We start from the raw sequence: 15,017 nt of genomic DNA, 5'->3' as shown, positions 1-15,017 counted from the left end.
AGCATGGCACAAGTTCGTTTTCACGATACCAACGAGTACATCAAAGGCGCTGCGGAAGTAAACGACTTCCTCAGCACCCAGGGCATTATTTATGAGCATTGGGGAGTTGATCGCCTGGCTCCCAACCTGCGCGACAACTACAGCCCGACAGAGGAAGAGAAGCAGCAGATTCTGGACGCGTTCAAACCGGAGATCGAGGACATCAGCAAGCGTCGCGGCTATCTGACAGCTGACATCATCGTCCTCTCCGACAACAACCCCAATCTGGATGAGCTTCTCGTCAAATTCAAAGCAGAGCATCACCATACAGATGATGAGTGCCGCTTCTGCGTAGACGGCCATGGCATTTTTGCGATCAAAGGCGATGACGGCCGCTACTTTGACGTAGAATTGGAGCCGGGCGACCTGATCTCCGTACCGCCCAACTTCCGCCACTACTTTACTCTGATGGATGACCGCAAAATCAAGGCGATTCGCCTGTTCGTCACCCCTGCAGGCTGGGAAGCCATCTATTAATCAACAGCACCCTGGTTGCCAACACTGCCGACCGGGGTGTTTTTTTGTTATTTGACCACGCCATTACCCTTGATCGATACTTCCGGGATTATCTGGACGGAGGCTTTGGTAAATTCTTTTGTCCAGTTATCCTTCACCTTCTTCCACTCCTCGTATTCGTAAGCCCTGGCATGCATGCCAAAACCAAATGGATCTGTGGCGGATTTCTGGCATTTTTCGATTAATTTGGCGTATGACTTGCGCAGTTCTTCCTCAATCTCCCGCTCCATTTGCTTGTATCCCTTCTCCATATCGAAAGGAAACAGTCTTTCTGTAATCGATATTTTCAGCTTCTGGCGCACCGTAAAATGAAAACGGCCATCCTGATACGAAGTCTCTATTTTATTGGATACATCTTTTATGACGATACTAACCTTGCTTTTTATAATTTTGCCGCGCTCTTGATGTTCCGGTAGAAGAAAGCTCATCGCAACATCCCCTTGCTTTCCATCAAGCAACAGCAGCAGAAGAGTAGATTCTGGCGGCTCAATCAGTTTTACATAGGTTCCTTTTCCGCTCAATAGTGCAATTCCCATCACCTTCACTACCTGATTATCTTTCTTGATCTCTGTGAGTATGGGTGTAATCCCTTTCTCCAGGATTTGGCGATGCAGATCCTGCGCTTTTGTTTTGACAGTCACGTTTCTGCGGGCGGCTGTATCAATGAGCTTCGTCAGATGAAGAGCTAGGCGCGGCTTGTCCTTCGGGTTAAAATGAAATAATTCATGGACATCTCCATCGTATACAACCATTCGTGAGTTAACCGTAAGGCGCGCATCCCGATAGATCACATCCAAGTATCTGAACCACTCCGGATGCTTCAAAAACCGTTTTCCAAGAATATACACCTGAATTTTTCCTGGCAGCGTAATTCCCGTGACCACCTCGTCCAGACGGACCCTAGCCTCTCGAAAGGTATCCGCCTTCACACCAAACTCCTCCGACTTTTTCTTTGCCTCTTTACTGAAGACAGGGCTTGATAAATAAAACAGAATTTCGTTTTTTTCATTCAAGTCAATTCCAGCCATAAGCGTGATCGTCGTATCCTCCAGATCGATTCTGTCCATACAGCCGGATAAGCACGTGGTCACCATCACCAACAACAAGATTCGTATGCACGCTTTCATATTTTTCTCCCCTTGGCTGATCGATGGTATAGCCAGATAGGTCCTGATATGAGTAGAGGAACGAAGTATCCAAAGATCAGGCCAGCATGGCTCCAGAGCTCCGTCAATCTTCTCAGATCCATAAAGGTTGGCGTGTACAGCCAAAAAGCCGCCACGAGCAGAATTAAGAAGACTTTCAATTGCTTTACAGGGTCCCATTTTTTCAGTAAATGACTGGATGAAAGGATTGTAAAGTAGACGTAAGGGAGGATGGTCGTAGACAGTACCATCAAGTAGAAGGACAAGAAAGTAATGTCCACTCGCTCCAGAAAACGATATTCTATGCCCTTCAGCAAAATAAGGGTAGGCCATGTATACTTCGTGATCTCATCGGGACTGAAATAAGTAAAGCAAAGTATCGTAACGTGCAGAAAAACAAGCAAGGACCAGGTATTGGCTGCTACGATCCCGAGCGCTGCATACTTCTTATTGTGCAGGAAGGGATATGCAAAGAAAGCCAGCTCAAATCCAAGGAAGGAGTATACCGTTAATCTAGCTCCCGAGATGATGGGGCCCCACCCCTCTTTTACGACAGGAAGCAAATTCAGCCAATGCGAGTCGGACAGCGTGGTCGTCAGCACAATTGGCATCCAGAGTGTAAGATAGAAAATCAGTTCTGAATATCTTGCAAGTACATGTATGCCTTTCTTGAGAATTACATAAGTCGGAATCACAAACAGGAAAACGATCAAATAGCCAGGTGTCTGAGTGAGAATCCATATATTCAAGATTCCCACCGTATTTCCAATAACTGTTATACACGCTAACAAACAGTACAAAATGACCAGAGCAATCGCTGCTCCCCCTACCCATTTTCCCAAGAATAGCGGCAGAAGCTCAACAATCGTATGATTCGGATACCGTTTCATGACACTGATAATCAGCAGACTGGCGATTACGGCTGCACCCCAACCGATCAAAAGAGAGATCCACCCGTCCGTTCCTGCCGCTTCCGCCAACTCCCGGGGCATAGACAATACACCGATTCCCACCTGTGTTCCATGTATTAAAAAAATGTACTGGAGGACCGTCAATTTGGGTGGTATCAATTTGTTCATTGCTGATCCTCCTTTCTCCAGTTTTTCCCCTGCCGGCGTGATTGCGTTGACAAGACACTTGTTGGCCGGTCCTTCATGAGCCAAAGTGGAAGCCGCAGAAACGTATCCTTCAAATCCCGAAACCTTACTGGTGCAAACGGACTTCCGTAAGGTGCCCCCAGCGATTCCAAGGAGATCAGATGACCAATCAGGATCATAAAGCCGATGATAATGCCGATGATCCCGAACATCGAGGCAAGCCCCATCATGGCGAAACGTACCAGCCTGATCGCAGCCGCCATGTCATAGTTGGGAAATATGAACGAGGAAATCGCTGTAAACGCCACCACAATCACCATGACATTGCTGACAATCCCTGCTTGTACGACAGCCTGTCCAATGACAATACCTCCGACAATCCCAACCGTTTGCCCAATCGGGGAAGGCAACCGAACCCCGGCTTCCCTCAGCATTTCCAGCGTCAATTCCATCATCACCGCTTCGATTAAGGGCGGAAAAGGCACCCTTTCCCTTGATTCTCCCACCGTTAGAATCAGATCTAGCGGGATCAACTCGTAGTTGAACGAGATCAAGGCAATGTAGAGGGCAGGTAGAAAAGTGGCAACCACCATTGCTGAAAATCGAAGCAAACGGATAAAGGATGATACCAGCCAGCGCGTACTGTAATCGTCCACGGATTGAAAGAACGAGACAAACGTGCTTGGCGCTATCAGCACACTTGGTGAACGGTCTACTACGATGGCAATTCGGCCCTGCAACAAATGAGATGCTGCTGTATCAGGCCTTTCCGTCGTATAAAATTGGGGAAAAGGCGAGTATGGATTGTCTTCAATCATTTCCTCCAGCTCACCGGTGTTGAGCACGGAGTCAACTTTGATAGCGCTAATCCGATCCTCCAAGATTCGAAGCATATCCGGGTCGACTATATCTTCGACAAACATGACAGAGACTTTGCAGACTCCTCTTTCCCCGATCCAAAATTCCTTGATCTTCAGTTCTCGATTGGGAATGTATCGCCGAATCAAAGCAATGTTTTGCAAGGCCGTTTCAACAAAGCCTTGGTGAGCGCCCTTCAAGGAAGTCTCTAACTGCGGATCTTCAATAGCGCGTTGCGGCCATCCGTTCGTATCCAATGCATACGCTTCTCGCTGCCCTTCAATAAACAGCAAGCTGCTTCCTTGCAGAATTTTATCTTCGACAGCTTGAAAGTCGTAGACAGGTGAAATCTGACTAATAGACAACAAGCCAAATATATTGGTGCCTCCTTGTTCGGGTGGATCCATAAGAGGACGCAGCACATTGTTGTTGATGGAATTTTTGTCCACCAACCCATCCAGGTAAACCAACGTTACCTGCCCCTCCATATAGTTGCTGGTAAAGCTGCGTATAACCAGGTCAGGGGTCTGGGTAAATATATTGGTTATCTCTTCGATATTCTCGCTTGTGCGATTGCTGATCATGCGATTTTGAACAAGGGGAGCAGACGGGCTGATTCTCTCAGTCACTAACGCCTTTTTTCTTCTCATCCATCCTCTGATTCTCATCTTGCGGCTTTCCTGCCTCCCAGTAGTTTGTTCTGTTAGCGTTGGTGACTACTGGGAAAACTATTCACTACCGATTGGAAAGGACGCTGCTTTTTGGAGATTTCAAATAAAAAAGGAGCCAAGGGAAGTTTCCCTTGGCTCCTTAGTGATTCTACACCAGGTATTACACCACATATCCGTCAGCTTCAATGACGCGATCGGCAATGGCTCTTTTCAGTTGAACGGTATTGATCGGTGTACGGCGAGTCAGCTTTTTCAGGATGGAGAGGCGCAGACGCAGATCGTCTCCTTCTTCCATCGCGGCCAGAGCTTCCTTCGCCCAAGCCTCTACGCGGTCAAACGCTTCCTGCACATAGACGACCGTCAGATCCAGCTTTTGCTGCTCTTGCTCCAGCCCGTTGGCAGCAATCGCTTTTTCCGTCCGTTTTACGACGCTGTCCATCGCATACAGCTCGATCAGCATATCGGCCGCGAAGACCAACAGCTCCTGCTCCTTGGAGATGGCTTGCTGGTACTTCATCAGCGCTGAGCCCGCGACCATCAGGATGATTTTGCGCGTCATCTCGATCAGATGCTTCTCTGCCACCAGCGGCGCGTCTTCGATCTCCTCGGGATAGTAGCTCATCAGCTCTTCCTGCAGACCTGCGGCGGCTTGCAGCAACGGCAGCTCGCCTTTCATCGCTTTCTTCACAAGCGTATCTGGGATCAGCAAGCGATTGATTTCATTGGTTCCCTCAAAAATGCGGTTGATGCGGGAGTCGCGGTACATATTCTCGATCTCATATTCGGACATGAAGCCGTACCCCCCATGGATTTGCACGCCTTCGTCCACGCAGTAATCGAGCACTTCTGTCGCAAATACTTTATTGATCGAGCATTCAATGGCATAATCCGCAATGGCTTTGGCGATTTCCTTCCCATCGTCGGCCTTCTCGCCCAGGCTGTTGAGCGCCACATCGAACAGGCCCACAGTACGGTAGACGGAGCTTTCCGCCGCATATGTCTTGGTCGCCATATTGGCCAGCTTGTTTTTGATCAGCGTGAAGTTGGCAATCGGCGTTTTGAACTGCTTGCGTTCCTTCGCGTAGGTCGTGGCAAGCTCCAAAGCACGCTTGGCAGAACCTACAGCACCTACTGCCAGCTTGTAGCGCCCGACGTTGAGGATGTTGAAGGCAATCACATGGCCGCGCCCAGGTTCACCCAGCAGATTTTCTACCGGCACCGGCACATCCTGCAAAATGACGGTGCGCGTCGACGACCCCTTGATCCCCATTTTCTTTTCTTCCGGTCCAAAAGAAACACCCGGGAATGTGCGCTCAACGATAAATGCGGTAAATTTCTCCCCGTCGATCTTGGCGTACACCACGAATACATCCGCAAAGCCCGCATTCGTAATCCATTGCTTTTCCCCGTTGAGGATGTAGTGTTTGCCATCCTCCGAGAGCGTCGCGGTCGTCTTGGCACCGAGGGCGTCCGAGCCTGAACCCGGTTCGGTCAAGCAGTACGCAGCCAGGCGTTTCCCGGACGCCAGATCAGGCAGGTAGCGGTTCTTCTGGTCTTCGTTTCCGAAATAGACGATTGGGAGAGAACCGATCCCCACATGGGCGCCGAAGCTAAGCGCAAAGCCGCGAGAGAGCGCGAATTTTTCCGTGACGAGAGCGGTGCTTACCTTGTCGAGTCCCAGACCTTCGTACGTCTCTGGCACATCACCTGCCAACAGCCCCAGTTCCCCTGCTTCTTTCAACAGACGCACGGAGATATCGAATTGATGGTTCTCGATTTCCTCCAGGTGCGGACGAACCTCATTGACGACGAATTCTTCCGTCGTTTTGGCGATCATTTTTTGTTCTTCGGTATACTCCTCCGGCACGAACACATCATCAGCCGAGCCTGCATCAATCAAAAAACTGCCACCGCGGATCAATTCTTTTGTCTCTCCCATGTCTATCTCTCCTCACATTTTGAAATTGTTGGATTGATTTACATCATTTCAAAAACGCCCGCTGCACCCATGCCGCCGCCGATGCACATGGTAACGACACCGTATTTACCGCCGCGACGCTTCATTTCATTCAGCAGCGAGACGGTCAAGCGAGCGCCTGTGCAGCCCAACGGATGCCCCAAAGCAATGGCACCGCCGTTGACGTTTACCTTTTCCTGATCGAGTCCTAATTCGCGAATGACTGCCAAAGCCTGGGAAGCGAACGCTTCGTTCAACTCGAACAGATCTACATCCTCGATCGTCAGGCCAGCCATTTTCAATGCCTTCGGAATCGCAACGACCGGACCGATCCCCATCACATCCGGGTCTACCCCGCCGACGGTAAAGGAACGGAACTTGGCGATCGGCTCCACGCCCAACTCTGCCGCTTTCTCCGCTGACATGATCAACACGGCTGCCGCACCATCGCTCGTTTGCGAGGAATTGCCTGCCGTGACGCTCCCCTTGACGTTGAAGACTGGCTTCAGCTTGGCGAGCGCTTCCGGCGTACTGTCCGGTCGCGGCCCCTCGTCCGTAGTGAAGACGCGCTCCTTGACCACCAGTTTTCCGTTTTGATCAAAAGCATGCTGCTTCACCGTGACCGGCACGATCTCATCCTGGAACTTGCCAGCCGCTATGGCTGCTGCTGCCCGCTTATGACTGGTCAGGGCAAACGCATCCTGGTCTTCACGGGAAATGTTGTAGCGATTCGCTACCTCCTCCGCTGTGTGTCCCATGCCCATATACGCTTCCGGCAAGGTTTCCACCAGCGTCGGGTTGAGTGCCACCTTGTGCCCTGTCATCGGTAAAAGGCTCATGCTTTCCACGCCGCCAGCCACGATGACATCTGCGCCGCCCACCATGATCTGCTGGGCGCCGTACGCAATCGTCTGCAAGCCGGAGGAGCAGAAACGGTTGATCGTAATGCCCGACACATTCGTCGGCAATCCGGCGCGAAGTCCGATCAATCGCGCCATGTTCATACCCTGCTCCGCTTCCGGTACGGCATTCCCGATAATCACGTCTTCGATGTCGGCTGGGTCCAACTGCGGAACTCGGCGCAGCAGGTCGCGAATCACCTCTGCTCCCATATCGACGGGATGCATATCCTTCAGGCTTCCTTTTTTTGCTCGGCCGATCGCGGTGCGGGCACCTGCGACAATCACTGCTTCTCTCATCCTTTTTACCCCCCTAGTTGCGCAATGGCTTGTTTTTCGTCAGCATGTGCTGCATCCGCTGCTGGGATTTTGGAGTCTTGATCAGCTCCAGGAAGGCTTGCTTCTCCAACTCCAAAATGTAATCCTCGGTCACTTCGGTCCCTGCTGGCAGGTTGCCGCCGGACAGAACATAGGCGATTTTGCTGGCAATCAGTTCATCGTGATCGCTGATGTAGCCGCTTTTTTTCATTGCGTAAACGTTCTGGCGCAATGTCGCGTAGCCGGTATCCCCGATGACGCGGACTTTGCGCGGTACTGGCGGGGTGTAGCCAGCGCGATCCATCTCGAGCACCAGCTGCTTGGCATCGTACAAGAGATGATCCGGGTTGACGCTGATCCGGTCTGTCGGGCGCAGATAGCCCAGGTTGATCGCTTCGTGACCGCTTGTCGACACCTTAGCCATCGCAATCGTCTCAAAAGCGCGAGCGACGAACGGGAAAGGATCGACCGGGACGGTACCGCCCTGCGGCACATTTTCCATGGCACGGAAGAGCATTTCCTTGGTACCGCCGCCACCTGGCAACAAGCCCACGCCTACCTCCACCAATCCGAGATAGGTCTCAGCTGATGCCTGCACCCGGTCCGCAAGATAGCTGACCTCTACTCCGCCGCCCAAGGTCATGCCGAAAGGTGCGGCAACGACTGGGCGATGCATGTAGCGGATGGCACGCGCCGCCTTGTGGAAATTGGTCACCAGCATGTCGAGCTCGAACCAGTTCTCGTCCTGCGCCTCCATCAGCGCCATCGCCAGATTCAAGCCCACGCAGAAGTTCTTGCCCTGGTTGCCGATGACGAGACCCAGGTAGTTTTTCTTCACTTCCTCTGCGGCGAAATTCGCCATTTGCAGGACATCCATGCCTAATGCATTGTTCGGAGAGGTGAACTCCAGGCAAGCCACGCCATCTCCCAGGTCGATCAAGGCAGCGCCGGCGTTTTTCTTGATCAGCTTGCCCTGCTCCTTGAGCGCCGCCAAATTGATTTTTTCCTTTTTGCTCTCGACTTCCTTATACTTGCCGCCGATCGAAAAGACCGAGAGACGTCCCTCCTGCTTCTGGTAGAACGAGGTTTTTCCGCTTGCCAGAAGCTCTTCCACGAGGGCAGGGATTCTCTCCCCTTCTTCTCTCATACGCGCGACCGACTTCTCGACACCGATGGCGTCCCACGTCTCGAACGGCCCCAGCTCCCAGCCGAAGCCCCATTTCATCGCCTGGTCGACCGCCACGATATCGTCTGCGATCTCATACGTCTTGTCCGCGGCATACAAGAGAACCTTTTTGAAGACGTTCCAGACGAATTCGCTTCCCTTGTCTTTGCCGTAGACGAGCGCCTTCAGCTTCTCAGGCAAGGCTTTTGCCGTCTTGGCGGCATCGAGGGAGGGGAATTTCGCCTTCACGCTTGGACGGTACTCCAGCGTCGCTGTGTCGATCGCATGGATTTCTTTTCCTTGGGCGGTTTTGATTTGTTTAAAGAAGCCTTGGCCCGCCTTCTGGCCGATCCATCGCCGCTCGACCATCTGCAAGACAAACTCCGGTATTTCAAAGACAGCCTTTTCTTCCTCATCGGAGCTTTTGTTTTTTACGTTGTTGGCGACGTGCACGTAGGTGTCCAGTCCCACCACATCCAGCGTGCGAAAAGTGGCGCTCTTTGGACGACCGATCACAGGTCCGGTCAACGCGTCTACCTCGTCGACACCCAGTCCCGCCTTGACCATCTCCTGGATCGAGACCTGCAAGCCGTATGTACCGATCCGGTTGGCGATGAAGTTGGGCGTATCTTTGCAAAGGACCGTTCCTTTGCCCAGCACCCGCTCGCCAAACTGCATCATGAAGTCCACGATGGCAGGGTCTGTATCCGTGCCTGGAATGATTTCGAGCAGCTTCAGATAGCGAGGCGGATTGAAGAAATGCGTCCCGAGAAAATGCTTGCGGAACTCCTCGGAGCGGCCTTCGCTCATCTCGTTGATGGAAACTCCCGATGTGTTGGAAGAGACGATTGTGCCTGGTTGACGCACTTCCTCGATCATGGCGAACACCTTCTGCTTGATTGCCAGATTCTCCACCACGACCTCGATAATCCAGTCCACTTCCGCGAGCAAGGAGAGATGATCCTCGAAATTCCCAACTGTGATCCGCTCACTATATTGCTTATCATAGAGAGGAGCGGGTTTTTCCTTGAGCAGACGATCCTTGCCAGCCTGCGCGATCCGGTTGCGGACGGCAGCATCATCCAAGGTAAGCCCTTTTTTGCTCTCCTCCTCCGTCAGTTCACGCGGCACGATGTCGAGCAGATAGACGGGAATTCCCACGTTTGCCAGATGTGCGGCGATCCCGGCCCCCATCACGCCAGACCCGAGAACGGCAGCTTTGCGAATTTTGCGTTCCATCACCAAATCCTCCTCAGTTATGATCGATTATGCGGCAATCATAAAAATTTTCTGAATAGCGTGCTTTTCCTATTCATTATACGTTTTTGGCTGTCGTTCTGTCATGTAAATCATCTGATGTTTTGAATGAATACTCATTCATTTTGTGGGGAAAAAATGACATCTCACTTGCGGCCGGATGAGCCATGAGATGTTTGGTTCCACAAACTGAATCAGCGTTCAGTTGTCATTGTAATCGAAAATTCTGTCTCTTGCAAGATGAATGTAAGTCTTTAGACGTACAGGATAATCAAACCTGCGTTCCAAAAAGTTCCTCCTCGCGGTCATTACTCCCTCCTGGCTCTATACCATACACTCGACCTATCACATTTTTTACGATTGGGTGAGGTATTGTGCGAAATCAGACAGAAGGGAATACAATTCCCCACATTTCTTATTTTCAGGGAGAAAGAGGGTTGGTCCTCACTGGATTGCTTGGTTTTCTGCTTGCTGGAATATGCGCCGTTTGGGTCTTGCTGTACGGGGCATCTGTCGGCTCTGAAGGCGATGTCTCAAAAGCGTTTTCCTTCAACGCTGCACTCGGCATCTTTTTGCTGTCGACGGCTGCAATCAGTCCATTTTCGGGGATGAGCCGGATCAGCAGAACCGTTTTCCGGTGGAGCTACATCTTGCTTGCCCTTTATTCTTATTTTGCAGAAAACGTACAGAACTTTCGCGGCGTAGACCCCAGATTTCACAGCAACGGCAGTCCCTTTGATTACGTTGTATCCAACACATTTGCTTTTGTTGCTCTCCTTTTGGTCTTGTTTTATCTGTTTTTCGGTCTGTCATTCTTCCGTAAAAAAGCGTACAATCTTCATCCAGAACTTGTATTGGGCATCCGTTACTCGATGATCGCCGTCCTCTTATCCATGGCGGGCGGGGTATGGATTTCCTTCCTCCAGAGCCGGTATACCGGTCTGGACGGAAACATTATCTGGCTGCACGGCATAGGCTTTCACGCCCTGCAGATCATTCCCGTCGCCGCCCTGCTGGCAAAGCATGCGCTGTCGGAACAGCTTCGCAGCTGGTGGATTCATCTGACTGGACTCCTCTACTTGCTCGGCTTAATCGCGGTCGGGTGGCAAACGCATCTGGGCTTATCCGTACTCGAACTGTCACTTTTCCCCCTGCTGGCGTGGGCAAGCTTTCTTGCGATCATCGCAATGGGTGGAATCCTGCTCTACAAGAACGTCAAGAATAAGCAAAGGTAGGGAATGATCTTAACCGTTCTGGTTACAAAAAAGGGCACCCGGGTAGAGAATGGGCGCCCTTCATTTCGTTCCTTATTTCTGCTTGTAAATGACGTTGACCAGCCTGCGGCCAAACGGACTGTATTCATCTGCTTCAAACACATATTCGATCTGATAAGTACCGTTTGCATTGTCTTTGTACTGGCCCACTACGATCAGTTTTTTCTTGTTGCCCTCATCGATTCTGGCTGTTAGATTGATATGCTCCGTATGCTTGGGCTTAAACGGGAAATCGGACCATTTTTTCAAAATGGACGAATCGAAAAACTTCGACAATCTTGCTTGATCGTTTTTTTCGTAAGCCAGGCTGGCTGCAGCCAAATAAGCTTGTGCCGCCTTGACATGACGGGCGTTGGAAGGCCCTGTAAACTGGTTGACGACATCACGCTCGTAAAAGCTGTGAAGACGGGTCAAGACCACAGCATACTGCGCTCGAGTCATGTACTCATAGGGGTTGAACTCGTCAGACGCGCCAAACAGACCGTATTCACTGATCGCGGTCGCATATGGAGAGTAGGTGTCTCGATAGTAGCTGTCCTGTTTCCATTCGTAAAAGCTGGTGAAATACGACTTGGCATCCTCTGGCTTGATATTGATTCCGCGAAATTTTTGCGGGGTCATCATATGGAACAGCACCATACTCGCCTCTTCTCGAGTGAGCGGACGCTGCAGGGCCGTCGAAGAAAGCCACCACTCCGGGTTATCCTTTTCCGGTTTGCGCATCAGCTTCCCGCTCTCAGCCAGGTACAAATAGTAAAGCATGCGATCGCCCGGGTCATAATCGGTGACAATGCCGGTCTCGATGCGGTACAGGGCTCGCAGATTGGCCAGAAGCTGCTCGATCTCCCAACGCGAGTTGTACCGGTAGTCCAGGTTGCCTTTGCGTTCAGGCTTTGCGAGGGGACCGTACACCGACTCAAACACCCGGTTCAGCAACGCGATCGCTTCCCCGCGCGAGATGTGTTTGTCTGGGTAAAATGACTGCCTGCCATCCCCCTTCAAAATCCCTAAATTGGCCAAATATTCAATATCGTCTTGTGCCCAATGTCCCCTTATATCCATATAGGGACTTTGTGCCGAGGCGCTTCCTGTCAAAGCATTTTGCGCAACCAGCAATAGCATCAGAAAACAGAACAGAATACGCTTGAAAGTCATCGTTTCGTTCTCCTTTCCACCTTTTTCTAGATCTGTTATCCTCATATCGATAGGGAAAAATGTAATAAGCTCACTGTCAAACAAAATACCAATTTATTGCCAGTATGTAAAGCTGATTTCGCCTGAAAACAAAGAAACTGCCCTATAGACCTAGGACAGTTGGATTAGTGTTACTCTTCAATTTTATCCATCCACTCAGGTCCCTTTTTTACCAGAACCCGGTAGAGCAAGAGGTTGAGGATGCCAAATACCAGGAATAGGACCAAAGCCACAGGAATCAGCGAACCTCCCCAGCTGACCACCCCAATTACCGTAATCCCAGTGAGCAGCACCCCGAACAGAAGTGAAAAAAGTGGATTGATATTTTGCTTGACCGCTTCTTGTTCCGAGGTCCACCCCAGCTTGGGTCTTTGTAGATCAATCAAAAACCCGAACTGATTCATCAGCACCACGCCAGGTATGGAGACCAATACCGCCAAGCTAGCAAGCAGCGGTGTAATCGGCAGAAACCAGGCCGCTACAGCCAGCAACACCAGAATGCTGAGCATGCTCAGGATTGTACCGGGAAAAAGCTTTGCCAGTAAAAACTGGCGGAAAGGCAGCGGAAAGCTTTTACTCAGAAAAAAGGCTTGCCCTTCTCTCGTGATCGCTGTCACGGAAGCAGAGTTCATGCATGCTAAAACGATGCTGCCGGCAAGAAAAATGGCGACGCTGAGTCCTCCTGTACCTGTTATCCAGCCGCGGATGGCTTCAAGCACATCCTTTTTTTCCTGAATTCCCACCAATGGAATCAATATCAGAAAAGGCATCAACAGGCTTGGCAATAAACAATTGAGCATATAGGCAGGGGTCCGCCAGATCACTCGCCATTCCTTGATGGCAAAGGACCACCAGGCTGAGCGTTTTTGGGCCAGTTTGGCAAAGGCATCCCCCTCTACCTTCTTGCGTGTACCTGCTGATTCACTAATGCCCATTACTCCTGCAAAGTAGAGTCGGTCTCCTGCGAAGGAAAAAACCAGGAATCCCGCTATCGTTGCCAGGAGAAAGGCGAGCAGATACCCCATCCCGCTCCAGTATCCGCTTTCCACCAAGGCCAGGACAGCAAGCTTGGTACTGGGAAAAAGCTGTGTGGCGAGATTGAGCAGCACATTCTCTCCGGACAAGAGCTGCTGCTGCAATTGCTCGATGTCCTCCATCGCGCTGCGTTGCTTCTGAATGAAGTACTGGAAGCCCAGCACCGCTCCAATCCCTACGATCCCGCCGATCAGTCGGAAGCGATCCTTTCGCTTTCCGATATTGGTAAACCGCATGAACAGCATCACAAGAATGGAGGAAAGCGCCAGCGGCACAACGGGCACAACGAGAAAAAGGATGATCGCAAACAGATAGTACAGCACACCGGCGTCACTTTTGACCCCGTATACTACCAGCAAAGGCCCGATCAAGATCAACTCGGTCAGGTATTCATAGAACAAGGCGACCAAAAATTTCGCCCCCAAAATTTCCCTTGGAGCCAAGGGCAGGGGCAATAGGTGCTCCACGTCCTGCGAATAGTAAAAAACCGTAATGACGTAGATTATGCCCAGCACGAAAATCGCACAGGAGACAAGCGCCAGGCCCAATCCCAAAATGGCGCTCTCTTGGCCGATCTGCGCCAGTCCATCGTACAGCTCCGCGACAAACCAGACACCGCTGATGATCATTGGCAAAAACCCGATAAGCATCAGCGCTACAAGCATCAAGCTTTTCCACTCGCCGCCCTTTTTTCTTGACCCAAGCCGGCTCGAGTTTTTCAGCATGATTTTGGTCAGCAGCCAGATGTTATTCATGCTTGGTCAACTCCAGGAACAGACTTTCCAGCGATTGATGGGACTGAAAGTGTTCCTGCATCTGCGGGAAGGTGCCGCAGAAAAGGATTTTCCCCTTGTTGATGATCGCCACTCGGTCACAGAGCTTTTCCGCTACCTCCAGCACATGCGTCGAAAAGAACACCGTCCTGCCGCTGTCAGCGTGCTCGCGCATCATCTCCTTCAGAGTAAAGGAGGATTTGGGATCCAGTCCCGTCAAGGGCTCATCCAGAATCCACACCTCGGGATGATGGACCAATACGCCCATGATGACGATTTTCTGCCGCATGCCGTGAGAGTAGCTCTGGATGGTGTCGCCAAGCGCATCCTGCATGTCAAAGCGCTTCGCCAGCGTTTCGATGCGGCTGTTGCGCACATCCTGCTCCACGCCGTATATATCCGCCATAAAGCTGACGTATTCCAGACCTTTCAGCCGTAAAAACAAATCCGGGCTGTCCGGTACGTAGCCAAAGCGCTGCTTTGCCTTGATCGGATCTGTAGCAATGTCGGTTCCATTGATGCGGATTTGCCCGGCATCCGGCTTGATGATCCCCGTAATCATTTTGATGGTCGTGGTTTTACCGGCTCCATTGGGACCCAGGAAACCGAATATCTCACCGTCAGGTATAGTCAAATCAAGGTTATCCACTGCCCGACGAATACCGTTGTAACTTTTGCTGACACCATTTAGTTCAATCATGGCAACCTCTCCTCTTTCATAGAGAATTCCGTACTTCCCTTCTGTTTCATACGAATTTGCTTATGAAAAAGTAACTGAAAAAAATGGAAGAGCCGGATCGTGAATACCCAGCTCATTTG

General features: G+C 51.0%; 11 protein-coding genes. 2 read left to right on the top strand and 9 right to left on the bottom strand.

Annotated features, from left to right (window positions below):
* The first annotated feature begins 3 nt into the window (after positions 1–3).
* Positions 4–516 (top strand): 1,2-dihydroxy-3-keto-5-methylthiopentene dioxygenase, encoded by a 513-nt coding sequence (locus EDM58_RS12995; RefSeq protein ID WP_023558374.1) that lies wholly within the window; start codon positions 4–6, stop codon positions 514–516.
* Between the two features lie 47 nt (positions 517–563).
* Here the strand turns inward: EDM58_RS12995 and EDM58_RS12990 are convergent, their stop codons facing one another.
* From EDM58_RS12990 to EDM58_RS12965, 6 genes are all read right to left on the bottom strand, one after another.
* The gene (locus EDM58_RS12990) at positions 564–1,682 is read right to left on the bottom strand and encodes a Ger(x)C family spore germination protein (RefSeq protein ID WP_023558375.1); all 1,119 of its coding nucleotides are present in this window, start codon (positions 1,680–1,682) and stop codon (positions 564–566) included.
* A complete protein-coding gene (locus EDM58_RS12985; protein ID WP_122913713.1) occupies positions 1,679–2,779 on the bottom strand; it encodes a GerAB/ArcD/ProY family transporter in 1,101 nt (366 codons plus the stop codon). Before EDM58_RS12985 ends, EDM58_RS12990 begins: the two co-directional genes overlap by 4 nt.
* Positions 2,776–4,323 (bottom strand): spore germination protein, encoded by a 1,548-nt coding sequence (locus tag EDM58_RS12980; RefSeq protein ID WP_122913712.1) that lies wholly within the window; start codon positions 4,321–4,323, stop codon positions 2,776–2,778. Before EDM58_RS12980 ends, EDM58_RS12985 begins: the two co-directional genes overlap by 4 nt.
* 163 nt (positions 4,324–4,486) lie before the next feature.
* A complete protein-coding gene (locus EDM58_RS12975; protein ID WP_023558378.1) occupies positions 4,487–6,265 on the bottom strand; it encodes an acyl-CoA dehydrogenase family protein in 1,779 nt (592 codons plus the stop codon).
* A gap of 38 nt (positions 6,266–6,303) precedes the next feature.
* Entirely contained in the window at positions 6,304–7,482 is a 1,179-nt protein-coding gene (locus tag EDM58_RS12970; protein WP_122913711.1) for an acetyl-CoA C-acetyltransferase, read from the bottom strand.
* Between the two features lie 13 nt (positions 7,483–7,495).
* The gene (locus EDM58_RS12965; protein WP_122913710.1) at positions 7,496–9,904 is read right to left on the bottom strand and encodes a 3-hydroxyacyl-CoA dehydrogenase/enoyl-CoA hydratase family protein; all 2,409 of its coding nucleotides are present in this window, start codon (positions 9,902–9,904) and stop codon (positions 7,496–7,498) included.
* A gap of 455 nt (positions 9,905–10,359) precedes the next feature.
* Here EDM58_RS12965 and EDM58_RS12960 point away from each other — a divergent pair, with 455 nt between their 5' ends.
* Positions 10,360–11,157 (top strand): hypothetical protein, encoded by a 798-nt coding sequence (locus EDM58_RS12960; protein WP_246000706.1) that lies wholly within the window; start codon positions 10,360–10,362, stop codon positions 11,155–11,157.
* A 72-nt stretch (positions 11,158–11,229) separates the two neighbouring features.
* On the opposite strand, the gene EDM58_RS12955 is transcribed toward EDM58_RS12960, so the two are convergent.
* The 3 genes from EDM58_RS12955 to EDM58_RS12945 all read right to left on the bottom strand — a co-directional run bounded on the left by EDM58_RS12955 (position 11,230) and on the right by EDM58_RS12945 (position 14,898).
* Positions 11,230–12,351 (bottom strand): S-layer homology domain-containing protein, encoded by a 1,122-nt coding sequence (locus EDM58_RS12955; protein WP_122913708.1) that lies wholly within the window; start codon positions 12,349–12,351, stop codon positions 11,230–11,232.
* 170 nt (positions 12,352–12,521) lie between these two features.
* Entirely contained in the window at positions 12,522–14,180 is a 1,659-nt protein-coding gene (locus EDM58_RS12950; protein ID WP_122913707.1) for a putative ABC transporter permease subunit, read from the bottom strand.
* Positions 14,173–14,898 (bottom strand): ABC transporter ATP-binding protein, encoded by a 726-nt coding sequence (locus EDM58_RS12945; RefSeq protein ID WP_122913706.1) that lies wholly within the window; start codon positions 14,896–14,898, stop codon positions 14,173–14,175. The genes EDM58_RS12950 and EDM58_RS12945 overlap by 8 nt, the downstream gene beginning before the upstream one ends.
* Positions 14,899–15,017 lie beyond the last annotated feature (119 nt).

This window comes from Brevibacillus panacihumi (assembly GCF_003710985.1).
GTDB lineage: Bacteria > Bacillota > Bacilli > Brevibacillales > Brevibacillaceae > Brevibacillus > Brevibacillus panacihumi.
The sequence above is the reverse complement of the archived record's forward strand: the minus strand, read 5'-3'. Positions and strand labels throughout refer to the sequence as shown.